The sequence below is a fragment of the Streptococcus halotolerans genome (assembly GCF_001598035.1).
Classification (GTDB): Bacteria; Bacillota; Bacilli; order Lactobacillales; family Streptococcaceae; genus Streptococcus; species Streptococcus halotolerans.
The window spans coordinates 702,375-727,095 of the sequence record NZ_CP014835.1; the positions used below are offsets into that span (position 1 = coordinate 702,375).

A 24,721-nucleotide genomic window follows, 5' to 3' on the forward strand; every position below is an offset into this window, starting at 1 on the left:
CGATTTTAGTTGAGAAGGAGTGAGTTTTTTGTCATAACATCACGAAACCGTTATTTCTGAATTTTGCTAAGCATGAATACAATCCTATCCGTAAAACCCAAGTTCACATCAAAGAGATACTTCTAAAAAGTATTACCAATTGGTGGTACTTTTCTGGAGGGGCTTTTGTTTTTCTCTTGTTTCAATTTGGTATATTTTTCTCAAAAAAAGAATCTGGATTTTTCATCCAAATTCTTCTTACCACTATTGAAAACAGTTCAGGAGTTATGAAAGCTTCTCGAGTAACTGTGAGAGTTCTTCCCACTCTTCCATCAATTGGATTTGATTTTCTTGGATCGCATCCAGCTCCTTTTGCAAATCTGCTAATGCCATGGCATCATTGCTCTGTGTCATCTGCTCGGTAATATCTGCTTCTTGATGATCAATCATTTCCAATTGCGTTTCAATAGCTTCAACGCGGCGAGCGATCTTACGAACTTCTTTTTGATTAGCCTTTTGTTGTTGGTAATCTGTAGAACCCTGTGATGTACTTACTACCTCTTGTTCAAAGTCTCCAACAGCCTCTTGAGCTAAAAATGCTAACTCTGCCTTTTTCTCGACATAATAATCGTAATCACCGAGATAAAGCGTTGCCCCTTCTTCGGAAATTTCTAAAACCTTGGTAGCGATACGATTGATAAAATAGCGATCGTGACTAACAAACAGTAAACTCCCGTCAAAGTCTATCAACGCTTCTTCAAGCACTTCTTTGCTATCAATATCCAAGTGGTTGGTAGGCTCATCCAATATCAAGAAATTGTTATTTTCCATAGATAATTTCGCCAAAAGTAGCCGAGCTCTTTCCCCACCTGACAACATGCTAACTGACTTTTTAACATCATCTCCTGAGAAAAGAAAGGCACCGAGACGATTACGAATGTCGAGTTCTGGTGTGGTTGAAAAATCATTCCAAAGTTCATCAAGCACAGTATTAGAATTCGTCAAATGCGATTGAGTTTGATCGTAATAACCTGTCTCTACATTAGCACCAAACCGAGCCTGTCCTTTGATAAAAGGAAGTTGACCAATGACTGATTTGATAAAAGTCGTTTTACCAATACCATTTGGACCAACTATCGCAACGGCATCCAATTTATTAAGTTCAAGAGAGATGGGTTCTGACAAGACATGATCATGATAACCAATAGCCGCCTCTTCCACTGTCAGAACAACATTGCCAGAAACTTTGTCTGAATGGAAGGTCATGTTGGCTGACTTTTGACCTACTGTCGGTTTATCCAAACGGTCCATTTTTGCTAACTGCTTGCGACGAGCTTGGGCACGTTTGGTGGTTGAGGCACGCACAATATTCTTCTGAACAAATTCTTCTAATTTGGCAATTTCTTTTTGTTGTTTCTCAAAATGTTTAGTTTCCGTGGCTAATTTCTCAGCCTTGAGATCCATAAATTTAGAATAATTGCCTGAATAACGGTCCAGAGAATGTTTGTTCAAATCGACTGTTACCGTCGCCACCTTATCTAGGAAGTAACGGTCATGACTGACAATAAGGAGAGCACCCTGGTAGTTGACCAAATAATTTTCCAACCAGGCAATCGTATCAATATCCAAGTGGTTGGTAGGCTCGTCTAGAACCAAAAGCTCTGGTTTCTGTAAGAGCATTCGAGCCAAAGCCAAACGTGTGTTTTGACCGCCAGATAATTCAGAGATTCTCATCCCCCACATGCTTTGATCAAACTTAAACCCATTCAGAATGGCACGGATGTCGCTGTCATAGGTAAAACCACCAGCTAAACGAAAACGTTCAGACAGTCGGTCATAATCATTCATCAGTTTATCGAGACTTTCACCTGATAAGGTCCCCATCTGACTTTCCATTTGTCGTAACTGTTGCTCATCGCGTCGTAAGTCAGAGAAAACGGCTAACATTTCATCGTAAATCGTATTTTCAGATTCAAAACGGCTATCTTGCGCTAAGTAGGCTATTTGCAAATCACGCTTGGTATTGATGTCTCCGCTTGTAGGGGCTTCCTCACCAACTAAAATTTTTAAAAGGGTTGATTTACCAGCACCATTGCGGCCAACCAGAGCAATCCTGTCCTTTTCATCGATTTGTAGGTTAATATTATCAAATAAAACATCCCCAGAGAAGGAACGCTCAATTTTGTTTGCTTGTAAAATAATCATAATTATATTATAGCAAAAAGACCTTGTTCCTAAAAGAAAGCAAGGTCTTTTTTAGTTTTATGATTGGTTGAATATTTAGTTGACGTGTTAAGCAGAATAACAACACAATAGCAAGTCTTAGGACGCCTTATGTTTAGAAGCATAGAGTTGTCTCACTGCTGCAATGTCAACTTCTTGTATGCCATAATAAGAACCTGCCGATTGCATCACAGAGTCATGGTCGTCATCGTGCTCTAAACCGATAGCATGTCCAAGCTCATGAATCGCAGTATTCACGATCCTCTCTTGACTGTAGCCATAGTCAGGATCAGAAAGATAATAGGCATTGAGTAATACTTCAACAGATACCAAACGATTGGTTAAAGCATTGGTTTTAGTATTAGCCAAACCAGCCGCTTGGGTTGATGGATCTGAATACTCTTTAGCAATAATCTTAGCTTGATCTGGTTGATCTACTAATTTGAAATGAAAAGCACCTGTCTGATTCCATGCTGCAATGGCTTCTTGATAGGCCGAACGAAAGGTTTCATTTTTAGTTTCAATATAAATCGTCGCTGAATTAGTTGACCAGCGAGCACCACCTAGATGATGATGTGAGTCAGTCTTTAGATGAGTTAATTGCTTGCCCAATTCGCTGGGATTTTCAAACTGTGAACTGTCAAACACTGTCGTTACCGTCTCAAAGAAGTTAGACAGTTGATTAGCCACTGGTGAGCTACTATGGTTGGCATAGTACATCAGAGCGAATATCACTAAGGCCAAGAAAAGGATAGTTTTAACAATACTAAAAATTAAATGCCAAACAAAAGAAATAATTAATTTTGGTATAGCAATCAGGGTTTTCAAAAGAAATTTCATATTCTTATACTTTCTGTTACGTCAATTTCCTAAAACAGTGTCTCCTAGTATAGCAGGCTCTTTCGGACAATTCAACTCAAAACCAGACTATCACCTTCTTTTTAAATGGTCATCCAACCATCTCTTATGACAAACGTTCTTCCTTGACATAATCAATCGGTAACATCTCCAAAAAGACTTCTACCTGTTTTTCCCAATAATACCAGTCATGAGTGCCATGGTCGTTGCGATAGTCAACATCTAATCCTGCTTCTTTGAATTCAGCAACGGCTGTTTCATTGTTCTGGTAGAGAAAATCTTCATAACCGCACCAAGCGTAAAACTTCGTACTACCATCAACGTGTTTAGCGGCTACTTGTAGATTATTTTCACTTTTTGTAAACTCTTCAACACTTCCAAATAAGCCTGTCCAATAGTCGGCTTCTGCATCAACCATGTCTTTATCATCAAAATCAAATCCTAGTGCTCCTGAAAATGATCCGGCAAAAGCATAGTTATTGGTCAACATAGCAAGTTTAAAAGCCCCATAGCCTCCCATAGAAAGGCCAGCGATAAAGGTCTTTTCGCGTTTATCAGTCATATTAGGGAAAAAACGTTTCATGACCTGAGGCAATTCCTCCGCAATAGCATCGAAATAACGTGATCCATATTTGGTGTTGGTATAAAAGCCATTGTCCCCATTTGGCATAACGACAATAAGATTGGTTTTACGCACCAAGCGCTCTAAGTTTGTTCGAGATGTCCAAGAACGATGATTTCCTCCCATACCGTGCAGGAGATAAAGCACAGGGATATCCTTATCATCACGATAGTCTTCCTTAATCTGGTCAGCATCTGGATACAAGACATCGACTTGTCGATACAAACCTAAAACTTCCGAACTGTATTCTATTTGAAAAAATGCCATGTGTCTCCTCTTTCTATAAAAAGAAGTTGAAACTAGCTCAACTTCTATCATTATCTTTATTAAACCTTAGCGAACTTCCATAATAACCGGTAAAATGGCTGGACGGCGTTTGGTTTGATCAAATAAGAACTTGCTAATCTCATCACGAACCTGTCCTTTGAGTTCGCCCCAATCAAAGCCATCTTCTGCAAGATAATTTTCAACAGTTGTGTTGACCAAATCAGCCGATTCCCGTAAAATGTCACGACTCTTCTTAACGTAAACAAAACCACGCGTATTGATTTTTGCACGTGAGACAATCTTGCGTTCTTTTTTGTTAACAGTCATGGCAACGATAAAGATGCCATCTTCTGATAATACTTTACGGTCACGCAGAACGATATTCCCAACATCACCAATAGCATTTCCATCAATCATGACATCGCCTGCAGGTACTGCTCCTTCATGTAAAAAGCCTTGATCAGAAAGGTGCATGATGTCACCTCGTTTCATGATGTAGATGTTTTCTGGGAACATCCCAGTTTCTTCAGCCATGTCTGCATGTGCTGCTAGATCACGGTATTCTCCTTGAATTGGGAAGAGGTATTTTGGTTTGATGAGGTTTAGCATCAACTGCAAATCACGACCATTAGCATGTCCGGACACGCGCAGGTTTTGCGTAATCAATTTCACAGAACCTCCGGCCTTGTAAATCATGTTCTCCATCCGCGCTACAACAGCTTCTTTCGCAATACTTGGTGTCGTTACAATGTATACCAAATCACCATCTTTAATATTGACATAACGATGTCGGCCAATAGCCATTTTCTCTAGACTATTGATTGGCTCACCCATGCGCCCAGTTTCTAAGATAACCAATTCATGGTCTTCAAACTTAACCATTTCTTTTGGCTTCACCATAATACGCTCATCAGCGATACTCAATTTTTTAAGACGGATAGCTGTTCGAACAATGTTTTCCACATCAAACCCTGTCAAAACAACACGGCGTCCATAATTAGCTGCTGCATCAAAAACCTGTTGAATTCGAGCTAAGTTACTTGAAACAGCTGCTACGATAACACGACCTTGCGCATCGCCAATAACTTGGTCGATTTCAAGACCAACTTCAGATTCACTAGCCACTTGTTCTGTACTCGTCGCATTAGCAGAATCTGCCAAAAGAGCCAAGACACCCTCTCGACCAATTTCAGTCAAACGAGCAAAATCCGTACGGTATTCATCACGTGCAGCCTGGTCAAACTTGAAGTCACCAGTGTAGACAATATTGCCTTCTTTAGTACCAACAACAATCCCTAAACTTTCTGGAATGGAGTGAGTGGTCTTAAAGAAAGATACGACTGCATCTTCAAATTCAATCTCAGTGTCACTATCGACCACATGGAAATTATTGAATTTTTTAACAGATGAATTGTTTTTGACCATCAACTTAGCCAACTCAATAGTCAACTCCGACCCAAAAACTGGAACGTTCATTTCCGAAATCACATAAGGAAGCGCACCAATAGCATCCGCATGTCCATGCGTTAAAAAGACACCTTGAACACGATCCTTATGATCAACGAGGTAATCGAGATTAGGAATGACCACATCAACCCCTAACTGCTCGTTTTCCGGGTATTTTAACCCAGCATCTAATACAAAAATGGCATCATTGACTTCAGCGATATAAAGGTTCTTTCCATTTTCTCGAACCCCACCCAAAGCCATAATTTTAATATCGCTCATTTGTTCTCCTTAAAATGTTATTAGTTATCAGTCATGGAAAACAAATCCCATGATTATACTCTATCAGAGTATTTTCATCAAACGGTCCTTAGCAAGCTAAGTCGAATTACAGATAGTAGCAAAAAAAGTTGCATACTCACCTCCAGTATACAACTTTATGGCTCATTTTTCAATTTTGCAAGCCATTTTCAAACGACACACAAATGACAAAAATGCTTGAAATCATTTTCTGATGACAGGCATTTTTAAACGATTTTCGCAAAACTAGCATTCTCACAAAGGTATTCCCACATTGTCATTATAACAAAACGCCATCGTAAGAAATACCATTTTTATGAAAATACTTTATCTGAAATAGTGACTATCTTTATACGTTCGTCCTGCTGCTTCCATCACTCAAACACTTGGTAATAATCAGCGATCGACAGCCCTGCTTTTTCTTCAGCTGTCCTATCTTGCACGATTTTGCCATCTTTCATGACAATGAGACGGTTTCCGTATTTGAGTGCATCTTCCATACGGTGAGTAATCATAAGGGCGGTTAACTTATCCTTTTGGATAAAAGCTTCTGTCAAGTTCATGAGTGATACACTAGTTTTGGGATCTAAAGCCGCCGTATGCTCATCTAATAGCAACAAATTGGGACGTTTAATGGTAGCCATTAGTAAACTAAGTGCCTGACGTTGACCGCCTGACAAAAAACCGGTTGGCGTTTCCAAATGGTTCTCAATGCCATTACCAATTTTGCTAATCAGTTCTTGGAATTCATCCTTAAACTGGTGGATGCGTCTTGGTATCAATCCACGTTTTTCGCCGCGGTATTTGGCTACTAAAAGGTTTTCAGCTACAGTCATGCGGGGAGCTGTTCCCATTTTAGGATCCTGAAAAACGCGAGCAAGATATTTAGCCCGTTTCTCAGCCGTCCAGTTGGTCACGTCCTCACCCATAATGAAAATGCTACCGCTGGTTAACATTAGTGTCCCTGCTATCACATTAAAAAGGGTGGACTTTCCGGCACCATTCCCCCCTAAAATGGTAATAAAATCATGTTCGTAGATAGTCAAATCCACTTCATCCAAAATCGTTTTGTAATCATTTGAACCATTGTGAACTCGGACAGTTGCTTTTTGCAATTCAACTATTTTTGTCATCGTGTTACTTTAGCCCCCTTGAATACTTTATTCTTTAAAACTGGTACGATTAAGCAAATAGAAAGGACAATAGCACTGAAGAGTTTTAGGTAATTAGTGTTAAAACCAAGTGCTATCACTGCTGTTATCAAGAATTGATAGAAAATAGCCCCTATAACAATCGTCACCAAGCGTTCCAAGAAGGTCAAATCGCTAGCATAAACGACCTCACCGATAATGATACTCGCTAAGCCGATAACGATAACCCCAATCCCTTTAGAAACATCCGCATACCCATCTTGTTGACTGATTAACGCTCCGGATAGAGCGATAATACCATTGGACACGACCAAGCCCATGACTTCCATACGGTCAGTGTTAATGCCGAAACTCTTTGCCATATCACGATTATCTCCAGTCGCAATATAGGCTTGCCCCAAACGAGTGTTGAGAAACACAATCAAAAAGATAATGACTGTAATGGTAGCTATAAGACCAAGTACTAAGAGATTGTAACTAGTGCCAAATGGCAGTAAGTCCTGGACAGGTTTGATATCGAGAAGACCAAGATTGGCCCGTCCCATAATCATAAGCATGACTGAGTTGATAGAGGTCATGACCAATATTCCCGCTAAGATTGTCGGAATGCTCCCCTTCGTATAAAGGAGCCCCGTTACCAAGCCAGCCAAACACCCAGCCAAAATAGCAACTAGTGTTGCCAAAAGCGGATGCCATCCCATATTGAGGAGAGTGACAGCAACTGCACCGCCCAGCGGAAATGATCCTTCTGTAGTTAAATCGGGAAAATCTAGGATTCGAAAGGTCAGGTAAATCCCCAAACCAAGAATCCCATATAAAAGACCTTGTGAAATTGACGAAATAATCATTGTGTTATCCTTCTATATTCTTTTTAGTCATCACTGCTTACTGATCAGCTTTAACCGAAATCTCTGCCACATCCATAATCTCTTTTGGAATAGTGATACCAAGCTCTTTAGCCACTTTCAAATTAAGCGTAGGTGTTCCAGTATTAATAACATTAACTGGGATATCTTTGACGGCTTTGCCATCAAGTAACTGGGCAACCATTTTCCCTGTTTCAACGCCTAAAGCAAATTGATTTTGCCCTACAGCTGCAAAACCACCATTTTTAACCATACTATCATCGACAACGTAAACTGGTAATTTTGCCTTATTAGCAGAAGCTGCGACTGTTTTCATCGCACTAGCAATAGTATTATCTTGCGGGATGAAAATGGCATCTACTTTTCCTGTCATGACAGACATGGTTGAAGTGATTTCATTGGTGGATGGGACGGCGTAGCTTTTAACTGTTAATCCTTTTTCTTTGGCCAATGTTTCAAATTGATCGACTTGACTTTGTGAATTATCTTCACTGCTGGCATAGAGAACACCAATCGTTTTAGCTTTAGGTGTTAATTGAGTGATTAAATCAACTTCTTGAGCTACTGGTACTTGATTTGAGACACCTGTAACATTGGCTGATGGGTGTTTTAAATTAGAAACCAATTTGGCACCAACCGGATCAGAAATAGCTCCCATGACAACTGGTATCTCCTTAGTCGCATTAGCCAGGCCTTGAGCAGCTGGCGTGGCAACCCCAACAAGCACATCATTTCCGTTTGCCACAAGCTGTTTACTCATGGTTTGGATTTTTGATTGGTCTGCTTCAGCATTGACATAATCAATCACCACTTTGTCCTTATCATAACCTGACTCTTCGAGACCTTTCGAAATGCCAGCACTGATGGCATCTAGAGCATCATGGGTCACAAACTGTAAAATACCAACTTTAACTTTTTCGCCCTTAGCCTGATCAGCATTGGTATTAGCTTGACCTAAGTCATAACAGATGGAACCAAGGACCATCAATACCAAAACGGCTAATGTTCCGATGACTGCTTTATTTTTCATACGATTTCTCCTCTTTACTCGGTGTGACCATTTTTTCCAAAAAGAAAAGCACCTAGTCTAAAACTACGCACCTTGTTCTTATCATAATCACTGATAGAGCTGTGCATAGATACCGTCCTTTTTGAAGTACATCAAAAGTCGTATCTATGCCAATTCACACAAACACAACTTTTATCTACGCCAGCTTTGCCAAAGTGTGATTGGTGTTGTCATATCAGTACTTCCTTCCATCTATTTTGTATCATTATACTATAAATGCTGACAATTGCAAACGTTTTTCCAAAAATTCTTAAAAACTTATCTACCTCTGACTTATGGTATAATAAACTGACTCACTGAAACGGTAGTAAAACGAGTGACTATTTAATAATACACTGATATTAGGAGATTGATAACCATGTCTTTCGACGGCTTTTTTTTACATCATTTAACCAAAGAATTACAAGAATCCATCTTACACGGACGGATTCAAAAAGTTAACCAGCCTTTTGACCGTGAGTTGGTCCTAACGATTCGCAACAATCGTCAAAATTACAAGTTGCTCCTGTCCGCCCATCCCGTTTTTGGACGGGTTCAGACCACAAAGGCAGATTTTCAAAATCCGCAAAATCCAAATACTTATACGATGATTATGCGTAAGTATCTGCAAGGAGCTGTCATTGAAGCGGTTACTCAGATTGAAAATGACCGGATTTTAGAAATCGCTGTTTCTAATAAAAATGAAATCGGAGATCACGTTAAAGTAACTCTGGTCATCGAAATCATGGGCAAACACAGCAACATCATCTTAATTGATAAAAATGAAAGCAAAATCATCGAGTCTATCAAACACGTTGGCTTTTCGCAAAACTCTTATCGCACCATTTTACCAGGATCAAGCTACATTGCCCCTCCAAAGACAGACGCCTTGAATCCTTTCACCGTTGAAGATAGCAAGTTGTTTGAAATTCTCCAAACAACTGACTTATCTGTCAAAAACTTGCAGCAAGCCTTTCAAGGTCTAGGTCGTGATACGGCAAAAGCATTATCCGAAAAACTCACTAACGCTGACCAGAAACTTAAGACCTTCCGTACCTTTTTTGCTCAAGAATGTCAGCCAAACTTAACCCAAAAATCATTCTCAGCGGTAGCTTTTTCCGATTCGAGCCAATTTTTTGATAGTTTATCAGAATTGATGGACCACTTCTACCAAGAAAAGGCAGAACAAGATCGTATCAGCCAGCAAGCCAGCGATTTAATCCATCGCGTACAAAATGAATTGGAAAAAAATCGTAAAAAACTCGTTAAACAAGAAGCTGAATTAGCAGCAACTGAATCTGCGGAAGATTTCCGCCAAAAAGGAGAGCTTCTAACCACTTATATGGCCATGGTTCCTAATGATAAAGATTCGGTGACCCTAGATAATTACTACACAGGTGAACCCATTACCATCGCTCTAGACCTTACCCTAAGTCCTAATCAAAATGCTCAACGATATTTTAAAAAATATCAAAAACTCAAGGAGGCTGTAAAACACCTCAAAGGTTTGATTGAAGAGACCAAACAAAGTATTGCTTATTTTGAAAGTGTCGATGTCAATCTATCTCAGGCGACCATGGATGACATTGGTGATATTCGTGAAGAGTTGATTGAGTTTGGTTTTATGAGACGTCGTTCTACTGACAAACGTCATAAGCGTAAAAAACCCGAGCAATACCTGGCTTCTGATGGACAAACCATCATTATGGTTGGTCGAAATAATCTCCAAAATGAAGAATTGACCTTTAAAATGGCTAAAAAAGGGGAACTGTGGTTCCACGCTAAAGACATTCCAGGTAGTCATGTTTTAATTAAGGATAACCTTGACCCAAGTGATGATGTCAAAACAGATGCTGCTGAGTTAGCCGCTTATTATTCCAAGGCTCGTTTGTCTAATTTAGTACAGGTAGACATGATTGAAGCCAAAAAATTGCATAAACCAACAGCTGCCAAACCAGGATTTGTAACCTATACCGGACAAAAAACACTTAGGGTAACCCCAACTGAAGAGAAAATCCAAAGCATGAAAATGCCGAGACAATCGTAACCTTTCATCAAATGGGTAATTTGAACATAGGGAATATACTCAAAATACCAGCCAGTGTCTAAAGATGCTGGCTTTTTCCTTGTCCAAGCTCTTTCTCTTGACTCGTCACATACCTCTTAAAGAGAGGTTGGTAACTACGTAAGCCTCTAGCTCCTTAATCTTAGTCCATCTTCTCCTATGCTTCTATTAGAAAACAGAAAAGATAGGATTTTTATGCCTCATCCTAACGTCACTTTAGGAAGACCAAAAGCACGTCATTTTGAAAACAAAAGCATCAATGATCTACCATTGACAATAGGCTCGATCAAGTTGAAGTCATACTTAACAAAATGTTGTAACAAAATAAGTCATTCTTTCCTGACAAAATCGATTGTACACAGAAACCGGATTTCCACTATTTTTAATTTTAAATTAGTATCCGTTTCTTTCAGGTATTAAACCAGAAGCACTTGCTTATGTTCATCCAACTAAGTGAGACGCAGCAGGATTATCTGTTTTACCACAAACAAGGCAAACCTTTCCTAAATCACTGAGATGAATCGACATAGAGCAATACCTTATCTAAAATAGTTTCCAGTGTTTCTTGATGAAGCGATTGGAACAAGCTTAGTTCAACTTTTCCAATACGCATTTTCAGCATTATCTCGTTTTTCTTTTTCTTCTCAAAGCGACGAGTTTGTGGCGTTTCCAAAGGAACGATAGGTTGTGTCATCACAATAGCCTCCAGTATTCTGTTTTCTACTGACAGTATACTGGAGGAGTGAGAGGATGACTAGATACCTTGTTATGGAGCGCTTACGGCGCTTACAAAAAATTAGCTTTACATCTTCGAAACGCCAAAAGACCCCAACCATTAGTACCTCTAGCGGTTGGGGTCTCTTTGGTCCTTAGACTTAATCAACTCATCGTTGACAATCGTACGTAACGATTCAGGACATGTCTTGACAAAAACTTAATCAGTAGTCGTGCGATAATTAGTCTTCGCTATCTCTTTTACGCTTCTTAGAAGCTAGTAAGGCAGCTAGACCGATTGCCATACTACCGTAAGCAGCTGCTAGGTAGTTGCTTGTCTCACCTGTATTTGGTAAGTTTTCAACGCCTTTAGCCATGTACTTATCAGAATCGTTGCGACGTGTTGACGCTGTCGGAGTCACTGGAGACTCGGGTGATTCTGGAGTCTTAGGAGTATCCGGTGTGTCAGGCATGTCTGGAGTACCTGGTTTCTCAGGATCTTCTGGTGTGTTTGGTACATCAGGAGTATCTGGTTTCTCAGGATCTTCTGGTGTGTTTGGTACATCAGGAGTATCTGGTTTCTCAGGATCTTCTGGCGTATTTGGCACATCAGGAGTCTCTGGTTTCTCAGGATCTTCTGGTGTGTTTGGCACGTAAGGGATATGTGTATCTTCACCAGGGTTTGATGGTACTGGTGGGATGTATCCCTTAGTAGGATCGTTAGGATCCACTGGTTTCAATGGATTGCCATCTGGATCGTTTGGTGTGTAACCTGGCACATGAGGAATTGGTGGTGTGCTTGGATCGTTTGGATTTACCGGCTCATTTGGATTTTCAGGGTCAAATGGGTAAGGTATTTCTGGACGTTCTTCATTTGGCACACCAGGGATTTCAGGAATCCAGTTACCAACTTTTTGGTAGACGTAAGTGACAACCGTTTCACCTTTAACGACTTTACCAGTTTCTTCACCTTCTGTCTTACTTGGTACAAGAACGTACTTGTCACCCTTGTAAGTAATTTCTTTTGGTTTGTTATCTGTTGTGTCGTAAGGAGTATCCACGTCAGCTGTTTCAGTGTCTGTCACTTGTTCCTTAATCACGTTACCATCAGTATCTTTGTAACGAACCACAACGCTTCCGACTGGTGTGTAAGGCACAGGAGTGTTCTTCGTAGGATCGTTTGGATCTGTGATGGTTGGTGGGATGTAACCTTTTGTTGGATCGTTTGGATCGACTGGTTTGAGCGGTGTCTTACCAGTTGGATCGTTAGGATCTTTAGGCTCATATCCTGGAACGTGTGGAAGTGGTGGGTTATTACTTGGATCTTCCGGTGTGTCATCATAAGGGACCCTTGGAATCTCGATAGAACTATCTGGATCATTTGGATCTGGGTTCTTAGGATCTTTCGGTACATAAGGGATGTAACTTCCTGGTTCTTCAGTGTCAGGAGTCTCAGGCACATCAGGAGTCTCTGGTTTCTCAGGATCTTCAGGCGTATTTGGCACATCAGGAGTATCTGGTTTCTCAGGATCTTCTGGTGTGTTTGGCACGTAAGGGATATGTGTATCTTCACCAGGGTTTGATGGTACTGGTGGGATGTATCCCTTAGTAGGATCGTTAGGGTCCACTGGTTTCAATGGATTGCCATCTGGATCGTTTGGTGTGTAACCTGGCACATGAGGAATTGGTGGTGTGCTTGGATCGTTTGGATTTACCGGCTCATTTGGATTTTCAGGGTCAAATGGATAAGGTATTTCTGGACGTTCTTCATTTGGCACACCAGGGATTTCAGGAATCCAGTTACCAACTTTTTGGTAGACGTAAGTAACAACCGTTTCACCTTTAACGACTTTACCAGTTTCTTCACCTTCTGTCTTACTTGGTACAAGAACGTACTTGTCACCCTTGTAAGTAATTTCTTTTGGTTTGTAATCAGTTGTGTCGTAAGGAGTATCCACGTCAGCTGTTTCAGTGTCTGTCACTTGTTCCTTGATCACGTTACCATCAGTATCTTTGTAACGAACCACAACGCTTCCGACTGGTGTGTAAGGCACAGGAGTGTTCTTCGTAGGGTCGTTAGGATCAGTGATGCTTGGTGGGATGTAACCTTTTGTTGGATCATTAGGATCTACTGGTTTGAGCGGTGTCTTACCAGTTGGATCGTTAGGATCTTTAGGCTCATATCCTGGCACGTGTGGAAGTGGTGGGTTATTACTTGGATCTTCCGGTGTGTCATCGTAAGGGACCCTTGGAATCTCGATAGAACTATCTGGATCATTTGGATCTGGGTTCTTAGGATCTTTCGGTACATAAGGGATGTAACTTCCTGGCTCTTCAGTGTCAGGAGTCTCAGGCACATCAGGCGTATCTGGATTTTCCGGATCTTTTGGTGCTGGCACGTAAGGGATATGTGTGTCTTCACCTGGATTTTCTGGCACTGGTGGCACATAACCTTTTGTAGGATCTTCTGGATCCACTGGTTTCAATGGATTGCCATCTGGATCATTTGGAATATATCCTGGTACGTGCGGAATAACAGGTGGTTGACCTGGTTTGTCAGGATCGTTTGGTTTCGTTGGATCCACTGGAGAATCTGGGTTCTCTGGATCAAACGGATATGGAACTTCTGGACGATCTTTACCTGGCACACCAGGGATTTCAGGAATCCAGTTACCAACTTTTTGGTAGACGTAAGTAACAACCGTTTCACCTTTGACGACTTTACCAGATTCTTCACCTTCTGTCTTACTTGGTACAAGAACGTACTTGTCACCCTTGTAAGTAATTTCTTTTGGTTTGTAATCAGTTGTGTCGTAAGGAGTATCCACGTCAGCTGTTTCAGTGTCTGTCACTTGTTCCTTAATCACGTTACCATCAGTGTCTTTGTAACGAACGACAACGCTTCCGACTGGTGTGTAAGGCACAGGAGTGTTCTTCGTAGGATCGTTTGGATCTGTGATGGTTGGTGGGATGTAACCTTTTGTTGGATCATTAGGATCGACTGGTTTGAGCGGTGTCTTACCAGTTGGATCGTTAGGATCTTTAGGCTCATATCCTGGAACGTGTGGAAGTGGTGGGTTATTACTTGGATCTTCCGGTGTGTCATCGTAAGGGACCCTTGGAATCTCGATAGAACTATCTGGATCATTTGGATCTGGGTTCTTAGGATCTTTCGGTACATAAGGGATGTAACTTCCTGGTTCTTCAGTGTCAGGAGTCTCAGGCACATCAGGCGTATCTGGATTTTCCGGATCTTTTGGTGCTGGCACGTATGGAATATGTGTGTCTTCACCTGGATTTTCTGGCACTGGTGGCACATAACCTTTTGTAGGATCTTCTGGATCCACTGGTTTCAATGGATTGCCATCTGGATCATTTGGAATATATCCTGGTACGTGCGGAATAACAGGTGGTTGACCTGGTTTGTCAGGATCGTTTGGTTTCGTTGGATCAACTGGAGAATCTGGGTTCTCTGGATCAAACGGATATGGAACTTCTGGACGATCTTTACCTGGCACACCAGGGATTTCAGGAATCCAGTTACCAACTTTTTGGTAGACGTAAGTAACAACCGTTTCACCTTTGACGACTTTACCAGATTCTTGACCTTCTGTCTTACTTGGTACAAGAACGTACTTGTCACCCTTGTAAGTAATTTCTTTTGGTTTGTAATCAGTTGTGTCGTAAGGAGTATCCACGTCAGCTGTTTCAGTGTCTGTCACTTGTTCCTTGATCACGTTACCATCAGTATCTTTGTAACGAACGACAACGCTTCCGACTGGTGTGTAAGGCACAGGAGTGTTCTTCGTAGGATCGTTTGGATCAGTGATGGTTGGTGGGATGTAACCTTTTGTTGGATCATTAGGATCTACTGGTTTGAGCGGTGTCTTACCAGTTGGGTCGTTTGGATCTTTAGGTTGATATCCTGGAACGTGAGGAAGTGGTGGGTTATTACTTGGATCTTCCGGTGTGTCATCGTAGTCCACTGGATCAACTGGATCACCATTAGGATTTGTTGGTGGTGTCAATGGATCGTTAGGATCTTTAGGATTTGACGGATCTTGAGGGACATACGGAATATACTTACCAGGTTTTTCTTCTGGAACTTCAGGCGTTGTTGGTTCTTCAACTTTCTTATAGACATAAGTTACTTTCGTTGTACCTTCAACAACTTTACCAGTTTCGTTACCTTGTGTAAGATGTGGCACTAATTCATACTTCACACCATCTTTAGTAATGGTTTGAGGTTTTTCAGTGTCGTTTTCGCCAGTATTGTAAGGCGTACCAGTTGATGACTCTGGTGTATCTATACGTGGATCTTGAAGGACATTACCATCAGTGTCAATGTAATGCACTTCAACATCACCTTTGACTTCTTTGTACACGTATGTGACTTCTGTCGTACCTTCAGTAACTGTACCTTTTTCCTCACCTTCAACTTTTGGTGTACGCTCATACGTTTTACCATCAGGAGTAGTGATTTTCTCTTGACGATTATCAGTAGTATCGTAAGGGGTACCTTCTTTGCTATCTTGTGTATCTACTTTGTCTTCAGCAATAGTATTGCCTTCTTCGTCTTTGTAGTGAACGATAACAGAACCATACTTAGGTGCTTCAGGTGGAGTAGGCGTTTCTTCCTTAACCTCTTCGTACACGTAAACAACGTGAGTTGTTCCTGCAAGCACTTTATCAGCCTCAGGGCCTATGAAATCAGTATCACTCTTAGGAACGATTACTTTGTTATTTACAACACCTGAATTTGTAACTTCTTTGAACTGATACGTTTTACCACCAAAGCGAATTTCTTTAGGTTTTTCTAAGTCACCTTCAGCAGCGTTGTATGGACTGTCAACTGGAGCATCTACAGTATCTTTATAGGCGGATTGGATTACCTCACCATCAGTATTGACATAGTGAACGACAACAGAACCTGTCTTAGGTGCTTCTGGCGGCGTTGGAACCTCTTCTCTGAGTTTGTAGACATAAGTGATTGACTTAGTCTTACCAGCTTCAACTTGACCATTTACAGCATCTGTAGTTGTTAAACGACCGTTTTCATCTACTGTACCTACAGTATAATCGTCTGCTGAAACAAGTTCGTAGACTTTACCATCTGTACCAGTAATTTTTGATGGACGAAGTGTAGTAGTTGTTGTGTCATAGTCGCTACCTGGCTTAGCATCTTTAACTGCTTCTACAGTTGCTTTGATTTCTTTACCAGTTTCGTCGACGTACTTAACTTCAACAGCACCTGCTTTTTCGTAGACGTAAGTAACAACTTTATCGCCTTCTTCAACTTCACCTTTTTCAGGATCTGAACCATCTTTAACTGCTTTTTCAGTGATATAGTAAGTTGAACCGTCGTCACCTTTGACTTTATCATGTTTGTTATCGGTTGTTTCATACTTGGTACCAACAGGCTCATTATCAGTATCTTTTACAGGATCCTTGATTTGGTTACCTTCAGTATCTTCGTATTTAACCGTGACAGAACCTTTTTTCACTTCTTCAGGCGGAGTAGGAACTTCCTCCTTCACTTCTCTGTAGACGTAAGTGATTGATTTAGTTTTACCAGCTTCGACTTGACCATTTACAGCATCTGTAGTTGTTAAACGTCCGTCTTCATCTACTTTACCTACAGTATAATCGCCTAATGGAACAAGTTCGTATTTTTTATCACCATTAGTGATGGTTTGTGGACGAAGGTCTGTTGTTGTCACATTGTAATCACTACCAGGTTTAGCATCTTTAACTGCTTCTACAGTTGTTTTGATTTCTGTACCGTTTTCGTCAACGTACTTAACTTCAACAGCGCCTGCTTTTTCGTAGACGTAAGTAACAACTTTTTCACGCTCTTCAACTAAACCTTTTTCCTCATCTGAACCATCTTTAACAGCTTTTTCAGTGATATAGTAAGTTGAACCGTCGCCACCTTTGACTTTATCATGCTTGTTATCGGTTGTTTCATACCTAGTACCAACAGGTTCGTTATCAGTGTCTTTAACAGGTTCCTTGATTTGGTTACCTTCAGTATCTTCGTATTTAACCGTGACAGATCCTTTTTTCACTTCTTCAGGCGGAGTTTGTGGTTCTTCTTTAAGTTTGTAAACGTATGTTACTCGCTTAGTTTCTCCACCTGTTACAGTGCCTTCTTCTGAATCTGTTCCAAATCCTTGTCCTTCAGCTGCATGGGTTAAGACACCATTCTCATTTACTTGACCAACCGGGTACTCGGCGCTTTGTTTTACAATTTCGTAAACTTTACCGTCATCCCCAACAATGGCTTTTGGACGATGGTCATCAGCAGTATTATATGGTGTTCCGTCTGGTTGATTCTTCTCGTCAAATGCAATGTCTCTAATTGTTTTACCATTAACATCTACGTATTCAACTGCAACTGAACCAACTTTAGTTTCTTCAGGCGGAGTTGGAACTTCCTCCTTCACTTCTCTGTAGACGTAAGTGATTGACTTAGTCTTACCAGCTTCGACTTGACCATTTACAGCATCTGTAGTTGTCAAACGTCCGTTTTCATCTACTTTACCTACAGTATAATCGCCTACTGGAACAAGTTCGTATTTTTTATCACCATTAGTGATGGTTTGTGGACGAAGGTCTGTTGTTGTCACATTATAATCACTACCAGGTTTAGCATCTTTAACTGCTTCTACAGTTGTTTTGATTTCTGTACCGTTCTCGTCAACGTACTTAACTTCAACAGCGCCTGCTTTTTCGTAGACGTAAGTAACAACTTTTTCACGTTCTTCAACTTCACCTTTTTCAGGATCTGAACCATCTTTAACAGCTTTTTCAGTGATATAGTAAGTTGAACCGTCGTTACCTTTGACTTTCTCGTCTCTGTTATCGGTTGTTTCATACTTAGTACCAACAGGCTCATTATCAGTATCTTTTACAGGATCCTTGATTTGGTTACCTTCAGTATCTTCGTATTTAACCGTGACAGACCCTTTTTTCACTTCTTCAGGCGGAGTTGGAACAGGCACTTCTTGCTCATAGACATAGATGACATGTGTTGTACCAGGAACGATGCTACCTGTTTGTTTACCGACGACGTTTGTCTCATTGGTTGGTACGACGGTTGTGGTACCAACAATGTTTGAATTAGCCACTTCTTTGAAGTGGTATAGTACACCATCTTTAACGATTGTTTGTGGTTTTTCTTCGCCAGTTTCTTTAGTTTCTGTGGCGTCGTAAGCTGTATCAAGGTCGCCTTCAGTGATGTCTTTCACGACTTCTTTGATAACTTGACCCTTGGTGTTCACGTAGTGAATCAGAACAGAACCAACTGGCTTGTAGACATAAACGATGTTTTTAGTTCCGTCGGTAACCTTACCAGATTCTTCAGTCGTTACATTTTCACTAGCAACGATTTTATCACCAACTTTTCCAGTTTTTGATACTTCAACTTTTTTATAAGTTACTCCATCTTTTTCAATGGTTTCTGGTTTTTCAGAAGCTGTAACAGTGTAGTCTGTATTGACTGGCTTGTCGTCAGTATTATGGTGATTTGGTAGAAGTTCGTTTCCGTTGGTATCTACGTAATGAAGAACAACATCACCTGTTTTTTGAGTTGGTACTTCACGGTAGACGTAAGTTACTTCCTTCGTCGTACCTGGCTCCACTTTACCTGTTGTTTCATCAGATGAAGTTAAATGGCCATTATCATCTACCTCACCGACTTCGTACTCACCGGCAGTAACGAGTTCATAAGTTTTACCATCTTTTCCTTTAATAAGGTCTAACTTACGATCTACGTCCGTGTTGTAAGGTGTACCTGCATCTGCATTCTTTTCGTCTTCAATAGGATCTTTAATGGTATTACCGTTAACGTCAACATATTTAACGACAACATCACCTGTAATAGCTACAGGTTCATACTCATATTTAACAGTTTGATCTTCTTTTTTAACTATTCCAGTTTCTTGATCAGAACCTGCCTTCATACCTACGTAGCGGTAGACAGTGCCGTCAGCTGCTCTGATAACCTCTGGGCGTCCAGATTTTGCATCATACTCATGGTAAAGCGCTTGGTCTTTCTCAATAGTATCTTTACCAGCTGTTGTTTGAAGGGATGGTACAAATTTGAAATTTTCGATTGTACCGATGGTGCCTGATAGGATAGTGTCAGTACCTTTAATGTAATATTCACGATAAACATTACCAGTACCTACAGTACCACGGATACTTGCAGCATCTCCCCATGTTGCTGTATTAGCAGGGGCTTTAACCGTTGGAATAAGGCCACCGACAGATGAACCGTTTAAAATCTTTCCGACCTTACCTTGACGGCTATGGAAGAAGAGGTCACCATTGGCATCAACTGCGAGACCTCCTGTAGTTGCACCATTTTCTCGTTGCGCTGCTTCATTGTCACCATGCTTGATTTCTGAAACATCAGTGTAGATTGGGATAGTTTCTGACAAGGTACCATTATGTTTAGCATATTTATCATTTTTACCAGCTGCTGCATCAAAATCGGCTTGTTTGATAGAATAAGTATAATAATTTGAAGTATTAAACTGGTTCATGATCATCTTCATATTACCTTCAGTGTCAAAGGCAATATCGTTACCAACTACATAACTTTCTTGACCATCCACTTTTCCAGTGTTGACAAAGTAAGACTCTTTTTTATCAAATTTACCTGACTTCACTAATCCAGTATCAAAATACCCAGCATGAGCTACTTTACCTGTTGCGGGGTCAAATGACCACATACGGAAATAGAGATCAAATTCACCAGCGTCACGTTTTTTCAAGTAATCAGCTTGATCACGTGGTGCAACCTGAGAGAAGGACGGGTCATCTCTCAGAGTAAGAGTACCGAAATAATACTTACCGTCTTTAGGATTTACTGCCCCCGCTGTCCAGGCGTTGGTTTTCATAAGACCAATGCCTTCTGGCCATTCACTAGCATTACTTGCGATACTCCATTTCTGCGTTTGCATATCGTAGCGATAAATGGCATTGATAGTTGTTCTATCGTTAACATTAATGTCAGAGGAGAATCCTAGAGCATAAGCGTAACGACCATCGTTAGAAAGACCTAGAGCGTTGATTGATTTATAGGTATAATCAAAACCTTGCTCTTTAGCCAATTGTTCGAGGTTTTCGTAAAGAGTACCGCCTTTTTCGAAATCATCCTTAGATACTGCTACAATATTTCCAGTATTAGTATCTACCTCATAGATGGTTGTTACTTTATCTGTAGAAGTATTACCATTGACGGTACCAGATTTTTGAACGTAAAAAATTCCAGGTTTATTGCTAAAGCGTCCAAGTTTTTCCCATCCATCTTTGTCTAAAACTTCTTCAGCTGTTGGTGCTACCAAGGCTGCAGGTTGTGGCTGTGTGATAGCACGGAAACCGGTCATAGGTGTGGCAGATTGGCCTTGTTCAGGGAAGGCTTCCGCACGTTTTTGTGCTTTTTTAGCTTCTTTTGCCAACAACTCTAAAACGGCTAAGTCAGTCGTTTCTTTCAAGCGTGCCACGTAGCTCGCTTTGACAGCGTCTGAAAGTAGATCGTAGCTTGAGATAGCAGCTTCTGTTTTCACCTTTAGGGCTTCAAGTTCTGCGGCTAGTGTTTGGCTATCCTTGTCTGCTGGTGCTGCTTCAGTAGCAGATGGAGCAGACGTTGGTTCAGTTGTTGGCGCAGAACTTGGTGCTACAGGTGCTGCTGGTGTGACAACTTCTGGACTAGCTGGGGCAGCTGGGGCTGCAGGCTCTGCAGTTGCTACAGGTGCCTTTGCTTCTTCAGCAGTAGCTGTATCTGCTAAAGCAGCTTCTTCTTCAGTAGTAGCTTCTTCAGTTGTAGCAGTATCAGTAGCCGTAGTGTCTGCAGTGGCTTCAGTATCACTTTGCTCTGCTGTTTGGGCATCAGGTGCCGCTACTTCTGTTTCAGTCGCGTCTGCTTCTGATTGGCCCACAGGGTCTTTCTCTGGTGTCGGTGCGCTGACAGCAGAAGTTGTTTGTTCATCCTTAGTTAGCGTGTTAGCAGACGCATCTGGTCCTGCCAAACCTAAAAGGACAGTCCCTAAAAGGACGGACGCAGCTCCAAACGAATACTTACGAATAGAGAAGCGCTGTTTTTGTTTAAAAAACATAATAACCTCCTGGTCTCTTCTTAAAAAATTTTATGACCTCTAATTAACGTCTAAAAGTCAACTCTATACTATACTTATTAGGGTTAAAAATCAAGTATTATAACCACTTGTTTTAAGAGTTTTATGATAAATTGTAACAAATTCTTTTTTAAATATTATTTTTTAATCTCAGTCATTTAAAAGTTTTATTTTTTATTATTTTATTGTAATCAGGAAATAATGAAACTGATATTTTAAGAAACTAATCTGTCATGAAATACCCTCTTTTTTGCCATCTATTTTTGAATTGTCAGTTATTTGATACCACCCTGTAAAGGGATGGCTAATGTTATACCTACCACTCAACTACAAGGCTATTTTAAACACTTTGAGAGCCTGTTTTATGCCAAAATGGCATAACAGTCACTAATAAGAAAAGAAGCTGGACAATAATCTCCAGCTTCTATATATATCGCTAATTAATTTCAAATGCCACGATTGGCTAACCTCTCCTTTTTCCTACTTTCCTACCAAACGTCTCTTAGGCAGTTTAAAGGGATGACGGTAAGACATTGACATCACAGGATTAGCATTACCGATAATAGCTAGTCACCTTTCCCTTATTCTGCTGCTGTAATATCTGATCTCATTTGGTCCAAATTAAAGTCAGACTTGAGGTATTTTTCATCTGAAACTGGAAAACGTTGGTCCAGTTGGTCTATATCTCCAATTTCGATGCGACCATTTGTCATGACATAATCCATGATATGCCCACCAAAACTATGGTCATCTGATAGAAAATGCAAGTGATAACCTGCTACACCGATACCATGAAAAAGATCTGGCGTCCAGATACCAACAATTGTTCCACTGACATTTTCTGCCGTGTGTTCGGGTTGATTTGCCGCCACTGTTACGAATGATTCGCCTGTTTTAGCAGTTGGAATCATGCGCACATGCATTTTTTGGAAATTTCCATGCATTTTAAAGGATTTAAAAAGATTTTTCCCCTCAAAATAAGTCTCTATTTTAGCCTGTAAATCGTTATCTGAAATCACTTGATTTTGTGTAAAGGAGTGAGACGCTCTGTGCGGGACAACTGCTGCATAGGGCACCTTCATCTCAGAAGAAACCTCTAAAACTTCAAGCCGACCATCTGTCGATTTGGCCTGATAGGCCTTACCGTCTAGAACAATCAACTCACCATCAATTTGATCAAGTGTTCCAATCCCAATATCTCCATGTTCTAGCAGCTCACCGATAGTCATGGTGCCATCATAAAGCCCTGTCATCAAAGCACCCAAGGTGCCATATTGAAAGAGTTTGGTTATTTGTTTCATAGGTCACTCCTTAATAGAATTCGTCAGGAAGAATGGTTTCACCAAGCTTGATATTATCTTTGTAGTCCACTGGCACATCAATCAAGACAGGGCCATTAGCTGCTTCAGCAAGTGCTTTTTCCAAAATAGTAGAAAACTCTTCCTTGCTAGTTGCACGGTAACCTTTTGCGCCAAAGCTTTCAGCGTATCTGACATAGTCAACTGGACCGAATGCGACGCCTGAAGAACGGCCGTATTTCATTTCTTCTTGGAATTCCACCATGTTATACTTGCCGTCATTCCAGATGATATGAACGATTGGCAATTTAAGACGAACGGCTGTTTCTAACTCTTGTCCTGAGAAAAGGAAGCCCCCATCACCAGATACAGAAACAACTTTCGTATTGGGACGAATTAAAGCTGCAGAGATTGCCCAAGGAAGTGCTACACCAAGCGTCTGCATACCATTTGAGAACAGAAGGTGACGTGCTTCGTATGACTTGAAGTAACGTGCCATCCAAATGTAGTGACTACCAACATCAACCGTAACGGTCATATCATCAGTCACCTGGTCTTGCAAGCGATCAATCAAGTCTAGTGGGTGCAAGCGACCTTCTTGGGTTTGGCTACGGTCAAATTTAACATCTTTATTGGTTATATCACGCAGACATGCCAAGTATTCACGAGAGCCTTCTGGTAATTGGTAACCTTTAATGGCAGGCAAGAGCAAATCAAGTGTGCCAGCAATATCACCGATCAATTCACGCTCAGGTTGGAAGTAAGTATCGATTTCCGCTTGATCCACATCGATAACCACGATCCGTGCTGAAATTTCAGCATTCCAGTTACGTGCTTCGTATTCGATAGGGTCATAACCAATGGCAATAACAAGGTCAGATTTTTTAAGTAACATGTCACCAGGCTGGTTACGGAAAAGACCGACCCGTCCGAAGAATGTTTCATCTTCAAGCTCGCGTGAGACAATTCCCGCACCTTGGAAAGTTTCCACAACTGGAAGATTAGTCGACTCTAACAGACGGCGGATGCTGGCTGTGACTTTAGCTGAAGAGGCACCGTTACCTAGTAGCAATACTGGTAATACAGCGTTTTTGATCGCTTGGGCTAAATAGTTAATATCTTCAACGGATGCCGACCCTAATTTGGGTTCTGTTAATGGTTTAATAGCCTTAACAGAAACCTTGCTATCGGTAACGTCTTGAGGGATTGAGATGAAACTAGCTCCTGGTTTACCTTCTTTGGCTAAACGATAAGCATTGGCAATGGTTTCAGAAAGCGTATCTGGATCATGCACTTCTGCTGAATACTTGGTAATAGGGTCAAGCATGGCTACATTATTCATTGATTGGTGAGCACGTTTGAGAAGATCAGCACGCTTAACCTGACCACCGAGGGCTAAAACGGCATCTCCTTCATCAGTCGCTGTGACAAGTCCTGTTGCTAAGTTAGAGACACCTGGTCCACTTGTTACTAAGACAACTCCTGGTTCACCAGTAATACGGCCAACCGCCTGTGCCATAAAAGCAGCGTTTTGCTCGTGACGAGCCACGATTAATTCTGGTCCTTTATCTTCAAGAGTGTCAAAAACACGGTCGATTTTAGCTCCGGGAATTCCAAACACATAATCAACTTTATGGTTAATCAAACTATCTACTACTAAATCAGCACCAAAAGCTTGTTTTTCTTCAGTCATGACTTTTTCTCCAATCTTTTTTATCGATTTTATTATAGCACTTTTTAGA

13 protein-coding genes are annotated in these 24,721 nt (G+C 40.9%); 2 read left to right on the forward strand and 11 right to left on the reverse strand.

The window, feature by feature from the left end:
* Nucleotides 1-264: 264 nt before the first annotated feature.
* The 7 genes from A2G56_RS03160 to trpX all read right to left on the reverse strand — a co-directional run bounded on the left by A2G56_RS03160 (nucleotide 265) and on the right by trpX (nucleotide 8,742).
* A complete protein-coding gene (locus tag A2G56_RS03160; RefSeq protein WP_062708915.1) occupies nucleotides 265-2,184 on the reverse strand; it encodes an ABC-F family ATP-binding cassette domain-containing protein in 1,920 nt (639 codons plus the stop codon).
* A gap of 117 nt (nucleotides 2,185-2,301) precedes the next feature.
* The gene (locus A2G56_RS03165; protein ID WP_062708918.1) at nucleotides 2,302-3,042 is read right to left on the reverse strand and encodes a matrixin family metalloprotease; all 741 of its coding nucleotides are present in this window, start codon (nucleotides 3,040-3,042) and stop codon (nucleotides 2,302-2,304) included.
* Between the two features lie 124 nt (nucleotides 3,043-3,166).
* Complete coding sequence (locus tag A2G56_RS03170; protein ID WP_062708921.1) at nucleotides 3,167-3,949, reverse strand: alpha/beta hydrolase; 783 nt, start codon at nucleotides 3,947-3,949, stop codon at nucleotides 3,167-3,169.
* 66 nt (nucleotides 3,950-4,015) lie between these two features.
* A complete protein-coding gene (locus A2G56_RS03175; RefSeq protein ID WP_062708924.1) occupies nucleotides 4,016-5,677 on the reverse strand; it encodes a ribonuclease J in 1,662 nt (553 codons plus the stop codon).
* A gap of 392 nt (nucleotides 5,678-6,069) precedes the next feature.
* Entirely contained in the window at nucleotides 6,070-6,828 is a 759-nt protein-coding gene (locus A2G56_RS03180) for an ABC transporter ATP-binding protein (protein WP_062708927.1), read from the reverse strand.
* Nucleotides 6,825-7,694 (reverse strand): ABC transporter permease, encoded by an 870-nt coding sequence (locus A2G56_RS03185; RefSeq protein WP_062708930.1) that lies wholly within the window; start codon nucleotides 7,692-7,694, stop codon nucleotides 6,825-6,827. The genes A2G56_RS03180 and A2G56_RS03185 overlap by 4 nt, the downstream gene beginning before the upstream one ends.
* Nucleotides 7,695-7,731: 37 nt before the next feature.
* A complete protein-coding gene (gene trpX, locus A2G56_RS03190; protein WP_062708934.1) occupies nucleotides 7,732-8,742 on the reverse strand; it encodes a tryptophan ABC transporter substrate-binding protein in 1,011 nt (336 codons plus the stop codon).
* A gap of 397 nt (nucleotides 8,743-9,139) precedes the next feature.
* On the opposite strand from trpX, the gene A2G56_RS03195 reads away from it, so the two are divergent.
* Complete coding sequence (locus A2G56_RS03195; RefSeq protein ID WP_062708937.1) at nucleotides 9,140-10,807, forward strand: Rqc2 family fibronectin-binding protein; 1,668 nt, start codon at nucleotides 9,140-9,142, stop codon at nucleotides 10,805-10,807.
* 526 nt (nucleotides 10,808-11,333) lie between these two features.
* Here the strand turns inward: A2G56_RS03195 and A2G56_RS03200 are convergent.
* Nucleotides 11,334-11,519 (reverse strand): hypothetical protein, encoded by a 186-nt coding sequence (locus A2G56_RS03200; protein ID WP_062708940.1) that lies wholly within the window; start codon nucleotides 11,517-11,519, stop codon nucleotides 11,334-11,336.
* A gap of 56 nt (nucleotides 11,520-11,575) precedes the next feature.
* Between A2G56_RS03200 and A2G56_RS11055 the strand changes: the two genes are divergently transcribed.
* Entirely contained in the window at nucleotides 11,576-11,698 is a 123-nt protein-coding gene (locus A2G56_RS11055; protein WP_257721919.1) for a hypothetical protein, read from the forward strand.
* An 83-nt stretch (nucleotides 11,699-11,781) separates the two neighbouring features.
* On the opposite strand, the gene A2G56_RS10905 is transcribed toward A2G56_RS11055, so the two are convergent.
* From A2G56_RS10905 to alsS, 3 genes are all read right to left on the reverse strand, one after another.
* Nucleotides 11,782-21,663 (reverse strand): MucBP domain-containing protein, encoded by a 9,882-nt coding sequence (locus tag A2G56_RS10905; protein WP_062708942.1) that lies wholly within the window; start codon nucleotides 21,661-21,663, stop codon nucleotides 11,782-11,784.
* Between the two features lie 599 nt (nucleotides 21,664-22,262).
* Nucleotides 22,263-22,982: an acetolactate decarboxylase gene (gene budA, locus A2G56_RS03210; RefSeq protein ID WP_062708945.1), complete on the reverse strand. Its 720-nt coding sequence runs from the start codon at nucleotides 22,980-22,982 to the stop codon at nucleotides 22,263-22,265.
* A gap of 10 nt (nucleotides 22,983-22,992) precedes the next feature.
* Complete coding sequence (gene alsS / locus A2G56_RS03215; protein WP_062708948.1) at nucleotides 22,993-24,672, reverse strand: acetolactate synthase AlsS; 1,680 nt, start codon at nucleotides 24,670-24,672, stop codon at nucleotides 22,993-22,995.
* Nucleotides 24,673-24,721: the final 49 nt, after the last annotated feature.

Excerpts from the sequence above, each read along its gene's own strand:
- A2G56_RS03160 (WP_062708915.1), bottom strand. The coding sequence starts at position 2,184 with ATGATTATTTTACAAGCAAACAAAATTGAGCGTTCCTTCTCTGGGGAT.
- A2G56_RS03165 (WP_062708918.1), bottom strand. The coding sequence starts at position 3,042 with ATGAAATTTCTTTTGAAAACCCTGATTGCTATACCAAAATTAATTATT.
- A2G56_RS03170 (WP_062708921.1), bottom strand. The coding sequence starts at position 3,949 with ATGGCATTTTTTCAAATAGAATACAGTTCGGAAGTTTTAGGTTTGTAT.
- A2G56_RS03175 (WP_062708924.1), bottom strand. The coding sequence starts at position 5,677 with ATGAGCGATATTAAAATTATGGCTTTGGGTGGGGTTCGAGAAAATGGA.
- A2G56_RS03180 (WP_062708927.1), bottom strand. The coding sequence starts at position 6,828 with ATGACAAAAATAGTTGAATTGCAAAAAGCAACTGTCCGAGTTCACAAT.
- A2G56_RS03185 (WP_062708930.1), bottom strand. The coding sequence starts at position 7,694 with ATGATTATTTCGTCAATTTCACAAGGTCTTTTATATGGGATTCTTGGT.
- trpX (WP_062708934.1), bottom strand. The coding sequence starts at position 8,742 with ATGAAAAATAAAGCAGTCATCGGAACATTAGCCGTTTTGGTATTGATG.
- A2G56_RS03195 (WP_062708937.1), top strand. The coding sequence starts at position 9,140 with ATGTCTTTCGACGGCTTTTTTTTACATCATTTAACCAAAGAATTACAA.
- A2G56_RS03200 (WP_062708940.1), bottom strand. The coding sequence starts at position 11,519 with ATGACACAACCTATCGTTCCTTTGGAAACGCCACAAACTCGTCGCTTT.
- A2G56_RS11055 (WP_257721919.1), top strand. The coding sequence starts at position 11,576 with ATGACTAGATACCTTGTTATGGAGCGCTTACGGCGCTTACAAAAAATT.
- A2G56_RS10905 (WP_062708942.1), bottom strand. The coding sequence starts at position 21,663 with ATGTTTTTTAAACAAAAACAGCGCTTCTCTATTCGTAAGTATTCGTTT.
- budA (WP_062708945.1), bottom strand. The coding sequence starts at position 22,982 with ATGAAACAAATAACCAAACTCTTTCAATATGGCACCTTGGGTGCTTTG.
- alsS (WP_062708948.1), bottom strand. The coding sequence starts at position 24,672 with ATGACTGAAGAAAAACAAGCTTTTGGTGCTGATTTAGTAGTAGATAGT.